Origin of the sequence: Micromonospora sp. NPDC049359 (genome assembly GCF_044466585.1) — a bacterium.
Lineage (GTDB): Bacteria > Actinomycetota > Actinomycetes > Mycobacteriales > Micromonosporaceae > Micromonospora.
Window position 1 is genome coordinate 13,627 of sequence record NZ_JBITMW010000019.1, and the last position, 18,582, is coordinate 32,208.

Sequence of the window (18,582 nt, forward strand, 5' to 3'; positions counted from 1 at the left end):
CTTAAGGAGTGACCGTCCCGACGACAGGGAAGGAGAAGCCGATGGGCAGCGGTTGGCAGCGCGCGAAACGGATCACCAGTGCCGCGTTCCGTCCGGTGCGCGGACGCGACCTGTCGCTGCACGCCGCGGCGATCACCTTCTACGGGGCGATCGCCGTGGTCCCGGTGGCGCTGCTGGCCCTCTGGCTCACCTCGCTGGTCGCGGGCGCCGATCGGGTACGCCGGCTCACGTCGTACGCCGTGGAGGCCCTGCCGACAGCGATCGGCGCGCCCCGGGCGGTGGCCGCGCTGGTCGACGCCGGGGTGCAGTTGACCCCGCTGCTGGCCCTCGCCTCCCTGCTGCCCGCGTCGCTGTACGGCGAGGGGCTGCGCCGGGCGTTCGTGTCGGTGGCGGCGCCACGCACCGACGAGCACCTGGTGGGGTGGCGGGGTCGGCTGCTGTTGCTGCCGCTGCTCGCGCCGGCGCCCGCGCTGCTGCTGTCGATCCTGCTGGCGTTACCGCTCACCACCCGCCTGGTCCGCCAGGGCGGCTGGGTCGGCGCGCTGGGCATCGTGCTGTCCTTCCTGGCGGTCTGGCTGGTGCTCACACCGGTGCTGGTGTGGGTGTTCCGGGTGGTCGGGCCGGCGTCGCCGGACTGGCTCTCCACCCTGGCGATCGGTTCGTTCACGGCGGCCAACCTCTCCGGGTTCCTGCACGGCTTCGTGCTGTTCGCGTCCCTGCCGCTGGACCTCGGCGTGCCGTTCGGCGGCTTCGACCCGATCGGCGCGGGCGTCGCCGTGCTGCTGTGGCTGTACGTGTTCCACGTGATCGTCCTGGCCGGCTACTCCGCGACCCTGGCACTCTCGCGGTGGCGTGCCCAGCGGCCGAGCTGATCATGCGCTGGCGAGCGCTTCGGTGGGGGTGAGGCGGGCGGCGCGGATCGACGGGTAGACGCCCGCCGCCATCCCGACCAGCATCGCGCCGCCGATGCCACCGGCCACCGAGGTCACCGGGATCGTCGGCGGCCAGCCCTGGTAGCTGGCGTACCCGACCGTCGCGAGCACGCCGAGCACCGCTCCGGCGGCTCCGCCGAGCACGGACAGCAGCACCGATTCGGTGAGGAACTGCACCCGGATCTGCCCCCGGTTCGCGCCGAGCGCCCGGCGTAGACCGATCTCCCGGCGGCGCTCCAGCACCGAGATGACCATGGTGTTGGCGACCCCGATCCCGCCGACCAGCAGCGCCACGGCGGCCAGCCCGAGGAAGAGCGCGGAGAACGTGTTCTCGGTGGCCCGCTTGGCGGCGAGCGCGTCCGAGGGGCGGCTGACCTGGATCAACCCGGGCAACTGCGGGTCGAGGGTGGCCGGCAGCACGGCACGCACGTCCTCCAGCGCGGCCTCGCGGGCCCGCACGTACACGACCGTGGGATGCCCGTCGAAGCCGAGCAGGTTTCGGGCCGCGTCCCAGCCGACCAGCACCGACCGGTCCAGGTCGGGGGCGATGGGCAGCGGATCGAGTACGCCGATCACGGTGAACCACCGTTCACCGACGAGCACCTGGGGCGGCCGGGCCGGGTCGACGGTGGCGAACCCGAGCCGGCTCGCGGCCACGTAGCCGAGGACGGCGGTCGGCAGCCGGGCCGTGCCGTCGTCCAGGAACCGGCCGACGCGGACCCGTCCGTTGACGGTGTCCAGCAGATCCGGGCGCGCGGCGAGGGTCGTGAGTCCCGACGTGTCGTAGCGGTCCACCAGGTCGTTGCGGCGGACCGCGACGTGGGTGTTCGCGACCGCGCTCACCGTCTCGACGGGCCCGATCCGGTCCACCATCGCCACCGACTCCGCCGGCAGCAGCACGGGCGGGTCCTGGTCCGGCACGGGTTCGGCGCGCAGCAGGTTGGTGCCGAGAGCGGAGAGCTGGTCCATCAGGTCGCGTTGGCTGGACGCCGGGATGCCGACCACGACGATCATCGTGGCGATGCCGATGGAGATGCCCAGGGCGGACAGCGCCGCCCGCATCCGCCGGCTGGTCAGCCCGAGCAGGCCGAGCCGGAGTACGTCGCTCGGGGCGAGCCGGGGCGGCCGGCCGCCGGGTGCCGCTGTCGGTGTGCTCATCGGTGGGTCCTGTCGAGGGTGTCGGAGACGATCCGCCCGTCGCGGATGTCCACCTGCCGAGGGGTACGGGCGGCGAGGTCCCGATCGTGGGTGATCATGGCGATGGTGGTGCCCTCGGCGTGCAGGCTCAGCAGCAGCGCCAGGACCGCCTCGCCGTTGGCGGTGTCCAGGGCGCCGGTCGGCTCGTCGGCCAGGACCAGCGCCGGGTCGTTGACCAGCGCCCGCGCGATGGCGACCCGCTGGCGTTCCCCGCCGGAGAGCTGGTGCGGCAGGTGGTCGACCCGGTGCGCCAGGCCGACCCGGGCCAGCGCGTCGATGGCCGTGCGGCGACGGCGACGACGGGGTACACCGGCATAGAGCAGCCCGGTGGCGACGTTCTCGGCGGCGTCGAGCCCTCCGACGAGGTGGAACTGCTGGAACACGAAGCCGAGCCACCGGCCCCGCAGCGCGGAGAGCCGCCGGTCGGACAGGTCCGTCACCTCCTGCCCGGCGACGCGTACCCGGCCGCTGGTGGGCAGGTCGAGCGTGCCCATGATGTTCAGCAGGGTCGACTTGCCGGACCCGGACGGTCCGACGATGGCGAGGAGTTCTCCCGCGCGTACGGTCAGCGAGACGTCGTCCAGGGCGGTGACGTCGCCCGGGTACGTCCGGCTCACCCCGTCGAGCTGCAGGACCGGTTCGGTGTACGCCGGGATCACCTCGGTCGGCGCGTCCCGGACCGGGAAGGGGATGACCGTGCTCACGCGGCGGTCACCACCGTGAGCCCCTCGGTGACACCGTCCCCACTGACCTCGACGAGCCCCCGGGAGAACATCCCGGTCTGCACGGCCAGCAGCCCACCGTCGGGCAGTTGGAGGGCGTGCCCGCCCTCGCGGAGCGCCACCAGCGCGCCGACCGGTACGGCCAGCACGTTCCTGCGGGCGCTCGTGGTGAACGTGACCTGGACCGACGCCGCGTCCAGCTTCCCCACGTCCGCCGCCTTGGCCGGCGTGACGAGGACGTCCACCTTGGGCGGGCCGGCCTGACCGGTCCCCGCGTCCGCGCCTGCGCCCTGCACGGTGTGGGAGATCGAGGCGACCCGACCGGGGACCTCGGTCGTGTCGGGCAGGGTGATCGCGACAGTGGCGCCCACCCGGATGCTGCCGACCTCGGTCGCCTCGACCGCGACGGTCACCAGCTTGACCTTCTCGGTGACGGCCACCAACTCACCGCCGACCGGGTCACCGGGCAGGGCCTTCACCGCGCTCACCCGGACCGGCCCCGGCAGTACGACCGCCTGCCCGACCTCGATCCGGCCGGTGGGCTCCAGGTCGAGCGCCTGCTGCCACTTCTTGATCGCGGCCACCAGCGTGTCGGTGAGCAGGGCCCGACCCGAGCCGATCTTCGTGCCGTCCTTCGCGCGGGTCGGCTGCGTGCCGACGGCGTACCCGAGGGCCTTCAGGTTGTCCCGCACGATCAGCACGTCGCTGCCCACCAGGCCGGGTTTGTCGAGGGTACGAAACAGCGGGGTGCCGCCGAACAGCACCGGCACCGGCCGGTCGTCGACCCAGTACAGGGGCTTGCCACGGGCCACCGTGTCACCGACCTTCGGCAGGCGGGTGACGACGCCCTCGCCGGCGCCCTTGACCACCCGCTCCGGGCCGAAGCCGAGCGTTCCGTCGAGAGAGCGGCTGTCCGACAGGTCGGTGCGGGTCACCGTGGCCGTCGTCACCGGCGGCGGGGCGCTCGCCGTACCGTCGTCGTGTCGTCGCAGGGTCAGCGCCGTGACGCCCGCGCCGACGGCGACCACCACGGTCACCAGGGCCACGACGATCGCGGTTCGCCGCTTCGGCCTACCGTCCACCGAAGGCCTCCATCGTGCACTCGCGCTCCACCTTCGAGAGCGCCGGACCGTCGAAGCCGCCCGACGGGTCGGCGACCCCGTCGTCGTACGTCCAGCCGGAGCCGTCCGGCAGCGAGTGGATCTTCATACCGCGACCACGTAGGCACTGCACGTAGTCGTTCCACTGGCTCTCGTAGTTCGGGTTCCTCTTCTCGTCCAGCTCCGGCGGCTGAAGCGGCAGCTTGTTGGCGCACGCCACGTACGCCGCCTTCGGCTCGCCACTCTGGTCGAGGGAGATGCCCGGTCCGCTCCCGGTAGCACCGGCCGAGCGGCCCTTGTTCTCCTTCACGCCGTTATCCCGCAGGCAGAGGTGGTACGCGTACCAGAGCCGGTTCTCCTCCTCGTCGGTCGTGTCCAGCCGCAACTGCGGCCGACCGATCGTGGCCGCGCCGGACGTGGCGGCGCTCGGCGTGGCGGACGTCGTGGCGAGGGAGGCGACGTCGGCGGCGCCCTCGGCTGCGGGCTTCGCACCGTCGCAGCCGGCGAGGACCGTGGCGAACAGGGTGAGCGCGGCGAACCCGACTCGTCGTGGTGCGTTCGTCATGGCGGCAGCCTCACGAACAGTTGTCAGAGACCTGTCAGGAAGCGGTCCTCATCCGGTAGCCCCAGCTCACGGGCGTCGCCGAGGGCGGTTCAGGACGGCCCGCGACACGTACAGTCGCTGCCGTGACCGCGCGGGTGCTGATAGCCGAGGACGACGAGAAGCAGGCCGAGTTGGTCCGCCGCTACCTGGAGCGGGAGGGGCACACGGTCGTCGTCGTCGGCGACGGGCGGGCCGCCCTGGAGCACCTGCGCCAACGCCCGCCGGACCTGCTGATCCTCGACGTGATGATGCCGAAGGTCGACGGGCTGGACGTCTGCCGCATCCTGCGCCGGGAATCCGACCTGCCCGTGCTCATGCTGACCGCCCGCGCCACCGAGGACGACCTGCTGCTCGGCCTCGACCTGGGCGCCGACGACTACCTGACGAAGCCGTACAGCCCCCGCGAGCTGGTGGCCCGGGTACGGACGTTGCTGCGCCGGGGCCAGCGGACGACGCACCCGACCGACCCCGTGCTGCGGGTCGGCGACCTGCACGTCGACCCGATCCGCCACGAGGTACGCGTCGACGGACGACGCGTCGACTGCACGCCGGGCGAGTTCCACCTGCTCCAGGCGATGGCCGCCCAGCCGGGACGGGCCTTCACCCGTGACCAGCTCCTCGGCCACCTGCACGGCTTCGACAAATACATCACCGGCCGGACCGTCGACGTCCACGTCATGAACCTGCGCCGGAAGATCGAGCCGAACCCGCGCAGACCGGTCCGCCTGCTGACCGTCTACGGCGTCGGCTACAAGCTGGCGGAGGCGAGCCACCATGCGGCGTGAGGTGCCGCTGCACCGCAGCCTGCTGCTCCGGTTGCTCGCGCTGGCCGTCCTCATCGCCGTGGGCTCGATCGCCGCCACGGCCTGGCTGGCCGTCCGCACCACGACCGGGGCGATCCGGCAGGAACAGGGCCAGGCGCTCGCCGACGACGCCCGCATCTACGACACCCTGATCGGTTACGCGGCGACCCACCCGAGCTGGGCCGGTGTCGACACCGCCCTGCGACCGCTCGCCGAGCAGGTGGGCCGGCGGATCACCCTGACCACCGAGTCGGGTACGCCGCTCGCCGACTCGGCGCCGCAGGCCGGTCCGCTGCCCACCAAGCCCTCCGCGACCATCGACGCGCTCGCCGTCGACACCACGCTGACCCTGGGCTCCCCCGGGGTCGTCGACGCCGCGCGGATCGACCCCCGCGCCGCCGGCCCGTACCTGCTCCCGCCCGACGAGCGCCGCACGCTGCTCGACCGGGCCGACCAGGCCGTGCTGTGCCTGCGGGTACGGCCCAGGATCGCGGCCGTCGTGCGGGAGGAGCCCACCGGCCGCCCCCGGATCGAGACCCCCGGCGCCGACCTGAGCGACAACCCCGTCTGCGCCGAGCCACGGGCGGACCTGGCGACTCCGACGGCCACCGAACGCAAGGGCCTGGCCCAGCTCAACGCGTTGGTGAACACCTGCCTGGCCCGTCGCAAACTGGCGCCCGTGAGCGTCGACCTGGACTGGACGTGGAAGACGCAGCCCGCCCCCACGCGGAGCAGCCGCGCGGACGTCACCGAGGCCGACCAGGACCACAGCCAGGCGGTCAACGCCTGTCTGGGCACCAGCCGCAGGGAACAGCTTCTCCCGTACGTCGCCCCGGCGGCGACCCTGTTCGTCTCCGACCCGGGTGGTCGGCCCACCACGACCTTCGACCTGTCCCGCGTCAACCAGGCCCGGATCGTGGCGGTCGCCGGTCTCGTGCTGCTGGTGACCGTCGGTGTCACGGTGCTGGCCGGTGTCCGGCTGACCCGTCCGCTGCACGCGCTGACCGGCGCCGCCCAGCGGATGCGCGACGGCGACGGCGCGGCCCGGGTCCGCGTCACCGGCCGGGACGAGATCGCCCGGCTGGCCGAGGCGTTCAACGACATGTCCGAGCGGCGCGAACGCCTCGAACAGCTCCGTCGCGCCATGGTCAGCGACATCGCCCACGAGCTACGCACCCCGGTCACCACGATCCGGGGCTGGTTGGAGGCCGCCGAGGACGGCATCGCGCCGCTGGACCGGAGGTTGGTGTCGTCGCTGCTGGAGGAGGCGACGTTGCTGCAACACGTGATCGCCGACCTGCAGGATCTCGCCGAGGCGGAGGCGGGCGCGCTGCGGCTGCACCCCGAGACGGTCTACCTCGCCGACCTGCTGGGCCAGGTGGCCGAGGCGTACCGCGTGCAGGCCGACCTGGCCGGCGTGACACTGTCGGTGCTCCTCGACGCCGACCCGCAGGTGTACGCCGACCCGGTGCGACTGCGTCAGGTCGTCGGCAACCTGGTCGCCAACGCGGTACGCCACACTCCGGCCGGCGGCCGCGTCACGATCAGCGCCGGGGCGGCCGGCGGAAAGGTGACCATCGCCGTCGCCGACACGGGCAGCGGCATCAGCGCCGAGCATCTGCCCCGGGTGTTCGACCGCTTCTGGCGGGCGGAGAAGTCCCGCAGCCGGCAGACCGGCGGCAGCGGCCTGGGCCTGTCCATAGTCCGCAAGTTGGTGGAAGCCCACCAAGGCACGGTCCAAGCCCAAAGCACCCCCGAAAAAGGCTCAACCTTCACGGTCCACCTCCCCACCCACCCCCGGTGATCAAGAGGTTCGCGTCATCCGGACGGCGTTTCCTGACGCGAACCTCTTGATCACCGGGTTGCAGCGGGCGGTGGCGGGCGGTGGTGGGCGGTGGTGGGGTGGTGGGACTAGGCTGCGGCGGCATGAGTGGTGAGATTCCGGCTCGGGCGGACGTCGTCGTCGTTGGGAGCGGGCACAACGGTCTGGTTTCTGCGGTTCTGCTGGCGCGCGCGGGTCTGGACGTCCTCGTGGTCGAGGCCGCCGACGTGATCGGCGGCGCGACCCGCACCGAGAACCCGTTCCCGAAGGTGCCGGGGCTGCGCCACTCCACCGGCTCGTACCTGCTCGGGCTGATGCCGCCGGAACTGCTCGCCACCCTCGACGTACGCATCCCGGTGCTGCGCCGCGACCCGCACTACTTCCTGCCCACACCGGGTGGCCTCGGCTCGCCGTACCTGCTCTTCGGCAGTGACACCGCCGCCACCCGGGCGCAGCTCACCGAGTTCTTCTCCCCCGCCGACGTGGCCGCCGACGACGCCATGCAGGCCGAGCTGGCCGCGCTACGCGAGGACCTCGCCCCCGCCTGGCTGGCCGAGCCGCTGAGCGTCGAGGAGACCGCCGAGCGGCACGTCCGCCCGGCACTGCGGCAGGTCTTCGTCGACCTGGTCCGCGGGTCGGTCGCCGACTACCTGGCCCGCTTCGAGTTCCGCTCCGAACTGCTGGTCAGCATGTACGCCGTCACCGACGGCCTCTCCGGCCTCAACGCCGGCCCCGACGACCCCGGGACGGGCCACAACTTCCTCGTGCACAACATGTGCCGGCTACCCGGCTCGGGCGGCACCTGGATGATCGCCGAGGGCGGGATGGGCACCGTCTCGCGGACGTTCGCCGACGCCGCCCGCGCCGCCGGGGCGAGGATCCTGACCGGTACGCCGGTGAGCGCGGTGACCCTGGACGGCGGCGCGGCCAGCGGAGTGGTGTTGGCCGACGGTCGGCAGGTCAGCGCCCGCGTGGTGCTCGGCGCGTGTGATCCGTACCGGCTGATGGAGCTGTTGCCCGACGGCGCGCTCCCGGCGCGACTCGGCGAACGGATGGCGGCGGTCCGCCGGCCCGGCACCACCCTCAAGCTCAACCTGGCGCTGCGCGGCCTGCCGCGCTTCTCCTGCCTGCCGGCCGACGCGCCGAGCCCGTTCGGGTCGACCATCCACCTGCTGCCCGGCTCCGCGTCGCTGGTCGGCGGCGACGCCCCATCGCCGATGACCGCGCTGCGCGACATGTGGACGGACGTGCAGGCCGGGCGGCTGCCGGCCGAGCCGACCATCGAGTGGTACCTGCACACCACCGTCGACCCGTCGCTCTCCGACGCCGCCGGGCACCACTCGTCGGCGCTGTTCGTCCAGTCGGTGCCCTACGAGCTGACCGGCACCACCTGGGACGCCGAACTGCCCGGCTACGTCGACCGACTCGTCGAGATCGTCGAACGGTACGCCCCCGGCACCGCCGACCTGATCGCCGACGCGGTGCCGCTGCCCCCGCCGGGCATCGAGGCGCACTTCGGCATCACCGGCGGGCACATCCACCACGTCGACAACACCGTCTCGTTCACCGACCGGATGCCCTACGCCACCGGCATCGACGGCGTGTACGCGGGCAGCGCCGGCTGCCACCCCGCCGGCAGCGTGATCGGCGCCGCCGGCCACAACGCCGCCCGCAAGATCCTCAAAGACCTCGGGCACTAACCAGCCCTACCCGCCCGCCCCCGCCGCCCGCGCCCGGCCGCCCCGCCCCCGGCCGGCCGGCCGGCCGGCCGCGTCGATCATGTAGTTGTGGTGGTGAACAGAGACGACTTAATGGGGAGAAACGGGCACCACAAGTTCATGATCGACGCGGGGGGCGGGGGCGGGGGCGGGGTTAGCTCAGGGCTTCGCCGGCGGGGGCGGGGGTTTCCGCGTCCACGCGGTGGGCTCTCACCTTGTGGCCGACGCTCGTCAGGCAGCGGCCGCTGGGCAGGTCGAAGCGCCAACCGTGCAGCTGGCAGGTGAGCTGGTCACCATCGACGATGCCGAAGCGGGTCAGATCCGCCTTCAGGTGCGGGCAGCGGCGCTGCACCACCCAGTCGCCCAACGTGATGTCCTCGGCGTCGGTGCTGCGCTCGTGCTCGTCGTACCAGCCCTCGGCGTACTGGAGACGCTCCTCGGAGAGGCACTTGAAGAACGCGTAGACGAACTCGTTGTACTGGCCGATCCGCGCCGCCGAGAACCGGCAGGACAGGAAGAGCGAGTTGACCCAGTCCACCTCGTCGATGAAGAGCAGGTGCTCGATCAGCGACCGCTCGGTCCGGAACCGGTACCGGACCTTCTCGTCCGCGTACGGCCGGACCTCCTTGCCCGGGAAGTCCACCACGATCGACTCGACGCTCTCGCCGTCGTACCCCACCAGGTCGAAACGGACCGGACCGCCGACCCCCTTGGCCAGGTAGATCGACTCGTCGAGCAGCGGCTCGATCCGGCGCTTCATCTCGCCGAGCACGTCCACCTCGGGGTGCCGCCAGGATGCCTTCTCCGCCTCGATGATCGGGCGCTTACGCTCCCGCATCTCCTCCAGGTGGGCGACCTTGTTGGCGAAGAACTCCTCGACCGGCACCGGGTGGGTGGTGCTGGCGCCCTCGGTGGTGACCTCGGCGACGCTGCCCGGCAGCAACACGATCCCGTTGGTGCCGCCGACCTTGGCGTACTCCGACAGGAACACCGACTGGTCGGGGAAGATGTTGCCCTCGTCGCCGAAGATGTCGTTGAACTGCCACAGCTCGTCGTCGAGGAAGCACGGCGGGCCGGCGATCGGGAAGACGTGATCGGCCTTCAGGTCGTCGATGTAGCGCCAGGTCCGGTCGAACTGCCGGTCGCGCTTCTGCTTGCCGAACGCGGTCTTCGCCGCCTGCGGCAGCTCGTAGACCATCGGGTACCAGATGGCCCCGGAGAACTGCAGCAGGTGCGCGTGCACGTGCCCCAGCTCGGCGAAGACGCTCAGGTCGGTGGGGCGGGCGTCGTTCTGGTTCAGCAGCCGCACCCCGTCGTGCTCAACCCAGAGCGACGAGTCGCCGATCGGGCCGTCGGTGGGGCTGGTCAACGCCTGAATCATGATCTTCAGGCCGCCGGGCAGCTCCACGACCTGCTCGTTCGGCGCCTTCAGAAACTTGGTGAAGCCCAACGCCCGGAACTCGTCCTCCATCTCGGAGGTGGGGAACTCGGGAAGCAGAACCGTGGCGTCCTTCGAGATGTGGTCCCGCAGGTGCTTCGCGTCGAAGTGGTCCCGGTGCAGGTGGGAGACGTACAGGTAGTCGACCTGGCCCAGCGTCTCCCAGTCGAGCAGCGAATTGTCCGGGAAGGGGAACCACGAGGCGAAGTAGGCCGGATTGACCCACGGGTCGCACAGGATGCTGCCCGCGGCCGTGTCGATCCGCATGCTGGCGTGCCCGGTTCCGGTCACTCGCACCGCACAGTCCCCCTCAAACAGACAATCAGGTGTACGCCAAACGCTACCGGAGTGAGTCTGACCGCCACCCCTCGACGCCCGTAGAGCCGTCCGGCCTGGGCGGGCAGGGCTGTACGGCCGGGAAACCCCCACCGCACCGCCCCGGGCGGGAGGCGTGCCAGACTAACCAAAGATCCGATCGCGAGGGAAGGACCGACAGTGGCAGGAAGCGAGCCGGTAACGTCGCCGGACCAGCACAAGCCCGGGCACCGCAAGTCGGGGCGCATCGGCGCCGTGCTGTCCGCGCTGGCGCTGGTCGTCATGGCGTTCTGCGGCAACCACGAAGGCAGGGTCGAGGACATCTGGCTGGTCGGCCTCGCCGCGCTGCTGCTGGTCATCGTGATCGGCGATGCCGTGCTGCGCCGCAACGGTCTGCGCTCCTGACCCAGCCGTCCGCCGGTCGACCGGCCGAAAAACGTCGAGGGCCCGCCCCCACCTGGGGACGGGCCCTCGTTCGTGTACGCCTCCGGCTCAGCGCCCGAACAGGATGTCCTGCACGTCCTTGAGCGCCGCATCGACCTCGGCCTCGAAGTAGCCGCCGGGCACCAGACCGAACCGGAGCGTGTCCAGGTCCTTCGGGTCGACCGGCATCGGGTTGCGACGCTGCATGCCGCCGAGCAGGGAATCGAAGAACTGGTCCACCTGGTCCGGGTCGTACCCGCTGCCGAATCGACGGACCTGGAACCGGCGGCGGATCTGGTCGACCCGGTACAGGTCGCTACCGGGCGGGCCGGCCATCGGCGGACCACCCATCGGCGGACCGGCGACGGCGGGCGGGCCGGCCATCGGCGGACCGCCGATGCCCTGCTGTGGCATCGGGGGCGGACCGCCCGGGCCGCGCCGCAGGTCACGCAGGTCACGCTCGGGCATCCGGATCTCGGCCGTCATGTCGGCGCGGGCCCGCCGGCCGGCCTCGAAGCCGTCGAAGCGCGGCTCGTCCGGCTGCGGGTAGCCACCGGGCGCTCGCGGACCGTCGGGCGGGCCGTACCCACCGGGCATCCGCTGATCGTCCGGCGGACCGTACCCACCGGGCATCCGCTGGTCGTCCGGCGGACCGTACCCACCGGGCATCCGCTGATCGTCCGGCGGACCGTACCCACCGGGCATCCGCTGATCGTCCGGCGGACCGTACCCACCCGGCATCCGCTGGTCGTCCGGCGGGCCGTACCCACCCGGACCGGCCGGCAGGCCACGCGGCGGCAGGCCGTGCCCACCCATCGGGCCGCCGGGCCCCATCTGGCCGGGACCCCCCGGGCCGGGACCGGGGCCACCAGGGCCAGGGCCGCGCTGCGCGTCGTAGCCACCCCGGGGGGCGTCGTACCCGCCGGCGAAGGCGCCGGTGGGCTCGTCGTACCGGCCGTAGCGGTCGGCCGGCGGACCGGCCTGGGCGGGCATCGGGCGGGGAGGCATCGGCTGCGGGACCATGCCGCCACGGTCGTCGCGCATCGGCGGACCCATCCGGTCCGGGGGACCCATCCGGTCACCCATCCGAGGATCGCCGCCGCGTCCGGCGCTGTTGCGCTCCTCCAACTCGGCCAGCTGTCGCTCGACGCGGTCCAGGTGCAGGTCAACCTGCCACTCGTCATAGCCGTTGAAGCGGACCCGGAAGACGACGTCGTGGACCTCCTGCGAGGCGACGGGCGCACCGACCTGTCGGCCGTCGAGCGTCGCCTCGACCCGGTCGAGGAAGGCGTCCACCTCGTCGACCTTGTATCCCCGGCGAACCGCCTTGCGCCGGAAACGCTGACCCTGACTCGCCACTATGTCTCCTGGTGTCGTTCGCCACGCCCGGTCACGCCGGTGCCTCGTCGGCGCGGTCGGTGAAGGTGTCGGTGTCCTCGGCGGCGGCGAGCTGGCCACACGCGCCGTCGATCTCGCGACCCCGGGTGTCCCGTACGGTGGTGGAGACTCCCGCGTCGCGCAAGCGCCGGACGAACTCCCGCTCGACCGGCTTCGGGCTCGCGTCCCAGCGGCTGCCCGGGGTCGGATTGAGCGGGATGAGGTTCACATGCGTCAACTTGCCGGCCAACAGCCGCCCGAGCAGGTCAGCTCGCCACGGCTGGTCGTTCACGTCCTTGATCATTGCGTACTCGATGGACACGCGACGGCCCGTCCGGGCGGCATAGTCCCACGCTGCGTCCAGCACCTCGGCTACCTTCCAGCGCTGGTTTACCGGCACGAGTTCGTCGCGCAGATCATCATCGGGCGCGTGCAACGACAGCGCAAGGGTCACAGAGAGGTCTTCGCTGGCCAGTCGGCGGATGGCCGGAACCAGGCCGACCGTGGAAACGGTGATGTGCCGCTGGGACAGGCCGAGCCCCTCGGGCGCGGGGCTGACCAGCCGACGGATCGCCGCGATGACCCGGTTGTAGTTGGCCAGCGGTTCGCCCATACCCATGAACACGACGTGCGACAGCCGCGGCGGTGAGCCGGCGACCGCGCCGGAGGCCGCCACCCCGGCCAGGTAGACCGCCTGGTCGACGATCTCGGCGGTGGACAGGTTGCGGGTCAGCCCGGCCTGGCCGGTGGCGCAGAACGGACAGGCCATGCCGCAGCCCGCCTGGCTGGAGATGCAGACCGTGACCCGGTCCGGGTAGCCCATCAGCACGCTCTCCACCAACGCGCCGTCGTGCAGCTTCCAGAGCGCCTTGCGGGTCGCGCCGTCGTCGCAGGCCAACTCACGCACCGGCGTGAGCAGCGTGGGCAGCAACTCGTCGGCCAGGCGCGCACGGGTCGCGGCCGGCAGATCGGTCATCGCCTGCGGGTCGCGTACCAGCCGCCCGAAGTAGTGGTTGGAGATCTGCTTGGCACGGAACGCGGGCTCGCCCAGCCCGGCGACCAGCGACTGGCGGCCGGCCAGGTCCAGGTCAGCAAGGTGCTGCGGTGGCATGGAGGCCCGGCGTGCGGTGGGGGCGTCCGAGATGGCGGGGATCAGCGGCAGACTCGTCATGGCCGGTCCAGTGTGTCACGCCTGCAGCGTTCGGCACCCGTCCGGAGGCGTCGAACCGGCCCCCAGCGTCGGTCGGCAGCGCTCCGGCCATGGTGACGCATGCCTCACCCCGCCACCGGCACGAAGATCACCAGCAACAGGTAGGCGGTCGGCACCGCGAACAGGATCGAGTCCAGCCGGTCCATCAGGCCACCATGCCCCGGCAGCAGGTTGCTCATGTCCTTGATACCGAGATCCCGCTTGATCATCGACTCGGCGAGGTCGCCGAGGACCGCCGCGCAGGAGACGGCCACCCCGAACACCGCGCCCCACCACGGGGCCAGGTCGAACATCAGCCACAGCAGCAGGGCGCTGCCCAGCGCCGCCGCGGTGACCGAGCCGGCGAACCCCTCCCAGGACTTCTTCGGGCTGATGGACGGGGCCATCGGATGCCGGCCGAACGAGACGCCGGCCGCGTACCCACCGGTGTCGGAGAGGACCACCGCGATCAGCGTGGCCAGGATGCGCAGCCGACCGTCGTCGGGGGCCGCCGCCAGCAACGCCGCGAAACCGGCGAGGAACGGCACGTAGACGGCGATCAGGGTGGCGGCGGTCAGATCCCGCTGGAAGCCGGCCGGGCCGTCACCCAACCGCCAGATCATCGTGCCGAGCACCGTCACCAACAGCCCGAGGCTGAGCGCGTCCGGGCCGGCGAACCAGGCCAGACCCACCGTCAGGACACCACCGGCGAGCAGCGGCACCAGCGGCGGGTGAGCGCCGCTGCGCCGAACCGCCCGAGCCATCTCCCAGATACCGATGGCGACGGCGGCGGCGATCACCGGCAGGAACGCCGGCGGATAGACGGCCAACGGCACCACGATCAGCGCGCCCAGGGCGAGGCCGACACCGATCGCCGCCGGCAGGTTGCGGCCGGCTCGTCCGGTACCCACCTGCTGCGTCGCCGGTCGGTCGACGCTGGCCCGTCGGCGTCCCTTCGGTCGCCGCCCCACCGGCGGCTCCGGGTCGGTGATCGGGTCGTCGTCCGGCAGGATCTCGGCGCCGATGGGCGCGAGCTGCGCCGTCGGGAAACCGGCAGCGTCGTCGAAGCGGGGCGGAACCTCACGGTCGTCGAAACGCGGTGGCACGTCACCGTCGTCGTAACGCTGACCGGCGCCGGGGTCGGCATAACGTGGCACCGCGTCACCCGTTGGCGGGCCGTCGCCGTAGCGGCCGGGGTGACCCCGGTCGTCGTACGGGTCGGGCTGGTTCCGATCGTCGTCGTAGCGATCCCGGTCGTCGAAGCGGTCGCGCCGGTCCCGGTCGTCGAAGCGGTCGCGCCGATCCCGGTCGTCGAAGCGGTCGCGGTCGTCCGGGAGGACCGGCCGGCCGCGCTCGTCGTACGGGTCCGCCGGGTGCGGATCGGCGTACGGCCGGGTGCGGGGCTCGGCGTACAACTCGGGCCCGGCGGCCGGCCGGCGGCTCCACTGGCCCGCCTCAAGCTCCTGCTCGGGCCAGGGCAGGGCAGCCGGGCGCTCGGGCCGGTCCCAGCCGCGCGGCTCGTTGGTGTAGGGGTCGGGGTGGGACATCACGCACCGCGACGCGGCACGAGTACCACCACATGACGCAAGGCCACAAGCATCCCCTACACGCGCGACTGTGTTCCGCTGGCTCGACCGCCCCGATGGTCGGTCGATTCCCGGTACGCACCGGCTGGTGGCCGGGAATCCTGACGAGCCTACTGCACCCGCCGCCGGGGCGAGGCGGACGATGGCACCCGTGACCGCCGGGCCCCTCCGGGTCACGGTGCGCAAGGGCCCGCGAGTCGCGTCGCCGTGCTGCCACGACGGCGGCGGGCGCACGGCGGCCTGAGCAACCCCGCCCGCCGCAGACGCATCGACGCCTATCCGACCGAGCATCCGGGCGAACAGGGGATGACCCGCAACACCCGTCGGTGGTCGGCTGTCGGGGTGCCGGCGTCCGCCGGCGGTCTCTACCACAGCAGCGGGGAAGGAACGTTCGTGCGCAGAATCAGCCTGGCGGTGCTGACGATGGCCGCCCTCGTCCTGACGGCGGCCTCACCGGCCACTGCGGCGACACCGAACGCCAGCATCAGGATCGACCACCGCACCAGCGAGATTTACCTGTACGACGGAAGTCCCGACGGCACCGGGCCGGCGTTCCCGGCCGCCACCGCCCGGGGAGAGGTGCGCAACTGCCCGACCGGCGTGTACTTCCTGTCGGCGTCGCTGACCCAGGACGGCCTGCCGACCTTCTGGGCCACCGGCGGCCTCGGCGCCGGCGAGATCGTCTGTGACGGCGGCACCGCCAGCATCTCGATGGGCTTCTACCGGGCCGACCCGGTACTGCATCCGGGTCGGGCCACCGTGCGCTTCGAACTGCACGACGCGTACGTCGGAACGACCCTGACCGAGACGACCCGGACCGTCCGGATCCCCCGCTGACGCTCGGACGGCGCGAGGCCCGTCCCCGGATCGGGGGCGGGCCTCGCATCGGCTGCTCATCCGGCGGACGCCGGGTCGGGCCTCAGACCTCCAGCAGCTCGGTCTCCTTGTGCTTGACCAGGTCGTCGATGTTGGCGACGTAGCGCTGCGTCAGGTCGTCCAGTTCCTTCTCGGCGCGGCGACCGTCGTCCTCGCCGGCCTCGCCGTCCTTGACGATCCGGTCCAGCTCCTCCTTGCCACGGCGGCGGACGTTGCGGATCGCCACCTTGGCCTCCTCGCCCTTGTGCCGGGCCACCTTGATCATGTCGCGGCGGCGCTCCTCGGTCATCTGCGGGAGCAGGATGCGCAGCTGGTTGCCCTCGTTGTTCGGGTTCACCCCGAGGTCCGAGTCGCGGATCGCCTTCTCCATCGCGTTGATCTGCGAGTTGTCGTACGGCTTGATGATGGCCATCCGCGGCTCGGGAACCGCGATGGACGCCATCTGGGTCAGCGGCGTGGGCGTGCCGTAGTAGTCGATGATGACCTTGGAGAACATGGCGGCGTTGGCGCGACCGGTGCGGATGGCGCCGAACTCCTCCTTGGCGTGCTCGACAGCACGCTCCATCTTTTCCTCGGCCTCGAGGAGGGTGTCGTCGATCACCGGTCTCCTCGCCTCCTTCTGTGCTCGTCGTGGGCTCTGCTGAAAGTCGTCAGGCTCAAGCGGTGATCAGGGTGCCGATCTTGTCGCCACCCACCGCGCGGATGATGGTGTCGTCACCCTGCGCGCCGAAGACCAGCATCGGCAGGCCGTTCTCCATGCAGAGGCTGAACGCGGCCGCGTCGGCCACCCGCAGGTTGCGGCGCAGCACCTCGGAGAAGGTGATCGAATCGAGCTTGCTGGCGGTCGGGTCGATCCGCGGGTCGGCCGTGTAGACGCCGTCCACGCCGTTCTTGCTCATGAGCACCACGTCGGCGCGGATCTCCAGCGCCCGCTGGGCGGCCACGGTGTCGGTCGAGAAGTACGGCATGCCGGCGCCCGCGCCGAAGATGACCACGCGGCCCTTCTCCAGGTGCCGGATCGCCCGCAACGGGATGTACGGCTCGGCGACCTGGGCCATCGTGATGGCGCTCTGCACCCGCGTCTCGATGCCCTCCTTCTCCAGGAAGTCCTGCAACGCGAGGCAGTTCATCACGGTGCCGAGCATGCCCATGTAGTCGGCGCGAGCGCGGTCCATCCCGCGCTTCTGCAGCTCCGCGCCGCGGAAGAAGTTGCCCCCTCCGACCACCACCGATACCTGCACGCCGCGGCGGACCACGGTGGCGATCTGGCGGGCGATGGCCTGCACGACGTCCGGGTCGACGCCGATCGCGCCCCCGCCGAACACCTCACCGGAGAGCTTCAGCACCACCCGGCGGGCCCGTCCGGGCGGCGGTGCCGTCGGATCGTCCATCGCCAGCGTCCGGTCACTCACAACCTGCGTCATCCGCCCCGCCTTCCCCACGCGCACGCCCCGGGCGACGCGTTACCGCGAACCTGCCGCTGCCGACCCTATGTGACGAGGAGGCCGCGGTGCCTGTCACGTACACCGGCGGCCTCCTCGTTCGACGTCTCCTGCCCACGGGCGCGCGTGGCGCCCGGTGGCGGCTCAGGCCTGGCCGACCTCGAACCGCACGAAGCGGGTCACCTCGATGCCGGCCTCGGCCAGCACCTGCTTCACCGACTTCTTGTTGTCGGCCACCGACGCCTGCTCGACGAGGACGTAGTCCTTGAAGAAGGCGTTCACCCGGCCCTCGACGATCTTCGGCAGGGCCGCCTCGGGCTTGTTCTCCTCGCGGGCGGTCTGCTCGGCGATGCGCCGCTCGGACTCGACGACGTCGGCCGGAACCTCGTCACGGCTGAGGTACTTCGGCCGCATGGCCGCGATCTGCATCGCGACGCCGCGGGCGTCAGCGTCGCCCGCCTCATCGCTCTTGCCGGTGTACGACACCAGCACGCCGACGGCCGGCGGCAGGTCCTGGGCCTTGCGGTGCAGGTAGACCGCGGTGGTGCCCTCGACCGTGGCGAACCGGTTGAGCACCAGCTTCTCGCCGATCTTGGCGGACTGCTCCTGGATCAGGTCCGCGACGACCTTGCCGTCCAGCTCGGAGGCGAGCAGCTCCTCGGCGTTGGTCACGCCGGAACGCTCGCCGTGCTCGACCAGCTGCTGGGCCAGCGCGATGAACGACTCGGTCTTGGCGACGAAGTCGGTCTCGCAGTTGAGCTCGAGCAGGGCCTTGCCGGAGTGGGCGACCAGACCGTTGGCGGCCGTACGGCCAGCCCGCTTGCCGACGTCCTTCGCGCCCTTGACGCGCAGGATCTCGACGGCCTTGTCGAAGTCGCCCTCGGCCTCGGTCAGCGCCTTCTTGCTGTCCATCATGCCGGCGCCGGTGAGGTCGCGGAGCTTCTTGACGTCCGCGGCGGTGATTTGGGACATGGCTCTCTCTTCGGTGTTGAGTCGGCGTGTGGATGGTCAGAGGTGCCGGTTACCCGGAATCGGGCC

Annotated in this window: 17 protein-coding genes; 6 read left to right on the forward strand and 11 right to left on the reverse strand. The window is 71.8% G+C overall.

Going from position 1 to position 18,582, the window contains the following annotated elements; translation table 11 throughout:
* The first annotated feature begins 41 nt into the window (after positions 1-41).
* Positions 42-872 carry a YhjD/YihY/BrkB family envelope integrity protein gene (locus ACIBTX_RS31250; protein ID WP_357122281.1) on the forward strand — a complete coding sequence of 277 codons (831 nt, stop codon included), beginning with the start codon at positions 42-44 and terminating at the stop codon, positions 870-872.
* Here the strand turns inward: ACIBTX_RS31250 and ACIBTX_RS31255 are convergent, their stop codons facing one another.
* The 4 genes from ACIBTX_RS31255 to ACIBTX_RS31270 are packed head-to-tail and all read right to left on the reverse strand — an operon-like array spanning position 873 to position 4,516.
* Positions 873-2,090: an ABC transporter permease gene (locus ACIBTX_RS31255; protein ID WP_357122277.1), complete on the reverse strand. Its 1,218-nt coding sequence runs from the start codon at positions 2,088-2,090 to the stop codon at positions 873-875.
* Positions 2,087-2,833, reverse strand: coding sequence for an ABC transporter ATP-binding protein (locus ACIBTX_RS31260; protein ID WP_396833362.1), 747 nt, complete (start codon positions 2,831-2,833; stop codon positions 2,087-2,089). The genes ACIBTX_RS31255 and ACIBTX_RS31260 overlap by 4 nt, the downstream gene beginning before the upstream one ends.
* Complete coding sequence (locus tag ACIBTX_RS31265) at positions 2,830-3,933, reverse strand: efflux RND transporter periplasmic adaptor subunit (protein ID WP_357122274.1); 1,104 nt, start codon at positions 3,931-3,933, stop codon at positions 2,830-2,832. The genes ACIBTX_RS31260 and ACIBTX_RS31265 overlap by 4 nt, the downstream gene beginning before the upstream one ends.
* Positions 3,923-4,516, reverse strand: a complete 594-nt coding sequence (locus ACIBTX_RS31270) for a hypothetical protein (RefSeq protein ID WP_357122271.1) — start codon at positions 4,514-4,516, stop codon at positions 3,923-3,925. The genes ACIBTX_RS31265 and ACIBTX_RS31270 overlap by 11 nt, the downstream gene beginning before the upstream one ends.
* Before the next feature lie 122 nt (positions 4,517-4,638).
* Here ACIBTX_RS31270 and ACIBTX_RS31275 point away from each other — a divergent pair, with 122 nt between their 5' ends.
* From ACIBTX_RS31275 to ACIBTX_RS31285, 3 genes are all read left to right on the forward strand, one after another.
* Positions 4,639-5,340, forward strand: a complete 702-nt coding sequence (locus ACIBTX_RS31275) for a response regulator transcription factor (RefSeq protein ID WP_357122268.1) — start codon at positions 4,639-4,641, stop codon at positions 5,338-5,340.
* Positions 5,330-7,162, forward strand: coding sequence for a HAMP domain-containing sensor histidine kinase (locus tag ACIBTX_RS31280; RefSeq protein ID WP_357122265.1), 1,833 nt, complete (start codon positions 5,330-5,332; stop codon positions 7,160-7,162). Before ACIBTX_RS31275 ends, ACIBTX_RS31280 begins: the two co-directional genes overlap by 11 nt.
* Before the next feature lie 122 nt (positions 7,163-7,284).
* The gene (locus ACIBTX_RS31285) at positions 7,285-8,880 is read left to right on the forward strand and encodes an NAD(P)/FAD-dependent oxidoreductase (protein WP_357122262.1); all 1,596 of its coding nucleotides are present in this window, start codon (positions 7,285-7,287) and stop codon (positions 8,878-8,880) included.
* 172 nt (positions 8,881-9,052) lie between these two features.
* On the opposite strand, the gene ACIBTX_RS31290 is transcribed toward ACIBTX_RS31285, so the two are convergent.
* Positions 9,053-10,633, reverse strand: coding sequence for a Rieske 2Fe-2S domain-containing protein (locus ACIBTX_RS31290; RefSeq protein WP_357173316.1), 1,581 nt, complete (start codon positions 10,631-10,633; stop codon positions 9,053-9,055).
* 198 nt (positions 10,634-10,831) lie between these two features.
* Between ACIBTX_RS31290 and ACIBTX_RS31295 the strand changes: the two genes are divergently transcribed.
* A complete protein-coding gene (locus tag ACIBTX_RS31295) occupies positions 10,832-11,056 on the forward strand; it encodes a DUF2631 domain-containing protein (RefSeq protein ID WP_007456591.1) in 225 nt (74 codons plus the stop codon).
* Positions 11,057-11,143: 87 nt separating this feature from the next.
* On the opposite strand, the gene ACIBTX_RS31300 is transcribed toward ACIBTX_RS31295, so the two are convergent.
* The 3 genes from ACIBTX_RS31300 to ACIBTX_RS31310 form a co-directional block, all read right to left on the reverse strand.
* The gene (locus ACIBTX_RS31300; RefSeq protein WP_357122255.1) at positions 11,144-12,433 is read right to left on the reverse strand and encodes a DivIVA domain-containing protein; all 1,290 of its coding nucleotides are present in this window, start codon (positions 12,431-12,433) and stop codon (positions 11,144-11,146) included.
* Positions 12,434-12,464: 31 nt separating this feature from the next.
* Positions 12,465-13,622 carry a 23S rRNA (adenine(2503)-C(2))-methyltransferase RlmN gene (gene rlmN / locus ACIBTX_RS31305; protein ID WP_357122252.1) on the reverse strand — a complete coding sequence of 386 codons (1,158 nt, stop codon included), beginning with the start codon at positions 13,620-13,622 and terminating at the stop codon, positions 12,465-12,467.
* A 104-nt stretch (positions 13,623-13,726) separates the two neighbouring features.
* A complete protein-coding gene (locus ACIBTX_RS31310) occupies positions 13,727-15,187 on the reverse strand; it encodes a phosphatidate cytidylyltransferase (protein WP_357173314.1) in 1,461 nt (486 codons plus the stop codon).
* A gap of 432 nt (positions 15,188-15,619) precedes the next feature.
* Here ACIBTX_RS31310 and ACIBTX_RS31315 point away from each other — a divergent pair, with 432 nt between their 5' ends.
* Positions 15,620-16,063: a hypothetical protein gene (locus tag ACIBTX_RS31315; protein ID WP_357122247.1), complete on the forward strand. Its 444-nt coding sequence runs from the start codon at positions 15,620-15,622 to the stop codon at positions 16,061-16,063.
* Between the two features lie 82 nt (positions 16,064-16,145).
* Here the strand turns inward: ACIBTX_RS31315 and frr are convergent, their stop codons facing one another.
* The 3 genes from frr to tsf form a co-directional block, all read right to left on the reverse strand.
* Positions 16,146-16,703, reverse strand: a complete 558-nt coding sequence (frr, locus tag ACIBTX_RS31320) for a ribosome recycling factor (RefSeq protein WP_204943784.1) — start codon at positions 16,701-16,703, stop codon at positions 16,146-16,148.
* 55 nt (positions 16,704-16,758) lie between these two features.
* Entirely contained in the window at positions 16,759-17,526 is a 768-nt protein-coding gene (pyrH, locus tag ACIBTX_RS31325; RefSeq protein WP_110562390.1) for a UMP kinase, read from the reverse strand.
* A 162-nt stretch (positions 17,527-17,688) separates the two neighbouring features.
* Positions 17,689-18,516: a translation elongation factor Ts gene (gene tsf, locus ACIBTX_RS31330; protein ID WP_357122243.1), complete on the reverse strand. Its 828-nt coding sequence runs from the start codon at positions 18,514-18,516 to the stop codon at positions 17,689-17,691.
* Positions 18,517-18,582 lie beyond the last annotated feature (66 nt).

Bases quoted from the DNA above. Each gene is read 5' to 3' on its own strand.
- ACIBTX_RS31270 (WP_357122271.1), bottom strand. From the start codon at position 4,516: ATGACGAACGCACCACGACGAGTCGGGTTCGCCGCGCTCACCCTGTTC.
- pyrH (WP_110562390.1), bottom strand. From the start codon at position 17,526: ATGACGCAGGTTGTGAGTGACCGGACGCTGGCGATGGACGATCCGACG.
- ACIBTX_RS31250 (WP_357122281.1), top strand. From the start codon at position 42: ATGGGCAGCGGTTGGCAGCGCGCGAAACGGATCACCAGTGCCGCGTTC.
- ACIBTX_RS31280 (WP_357122265.1), top strand. From the start codon at position 5,330: ATGCGGCGTGAGGTGCCGCTGCACCGCAGCCTGCTGCTCCGGTTGCTC.
- tsf (WP_357122243.1), bottom strand. From the start codon at position 18,516: ATGTCCCAAATCACCGCCGCGGACGTCAAGAAGCTCCGCGACCTCACC.
- ACIBTX_RS31285 (WP_357122262.1), top strand. From the start codon at position 7,285: ATGAGTGGTGAGATTCCGGCTCGGGCGGACGTCGTCGTCGTTGGGAGC.
- ACIBTX_RS31310 (WP_357173314.1), bottom strand. From the start codon at position 15,187: ATGTCCCACCCCGACCCCTACACCAACGAGCCGCGCGGCTGGGACCGG.
- ACIBTX_RS31255 (WP_357122277.1), bottom strand. From the start codon at position 2,090: ATGAGCACACCGACAGCGGCACCCGGCGGCCGGCCGCCCCGGCTCGCC.
- rlmN (WP_357122252.1), bottom strand. From the start codon at position 13,622: ATGACGAGTCTGCCGCTGATCCCCGCCATCTCGGACGCCCCCACCGCA.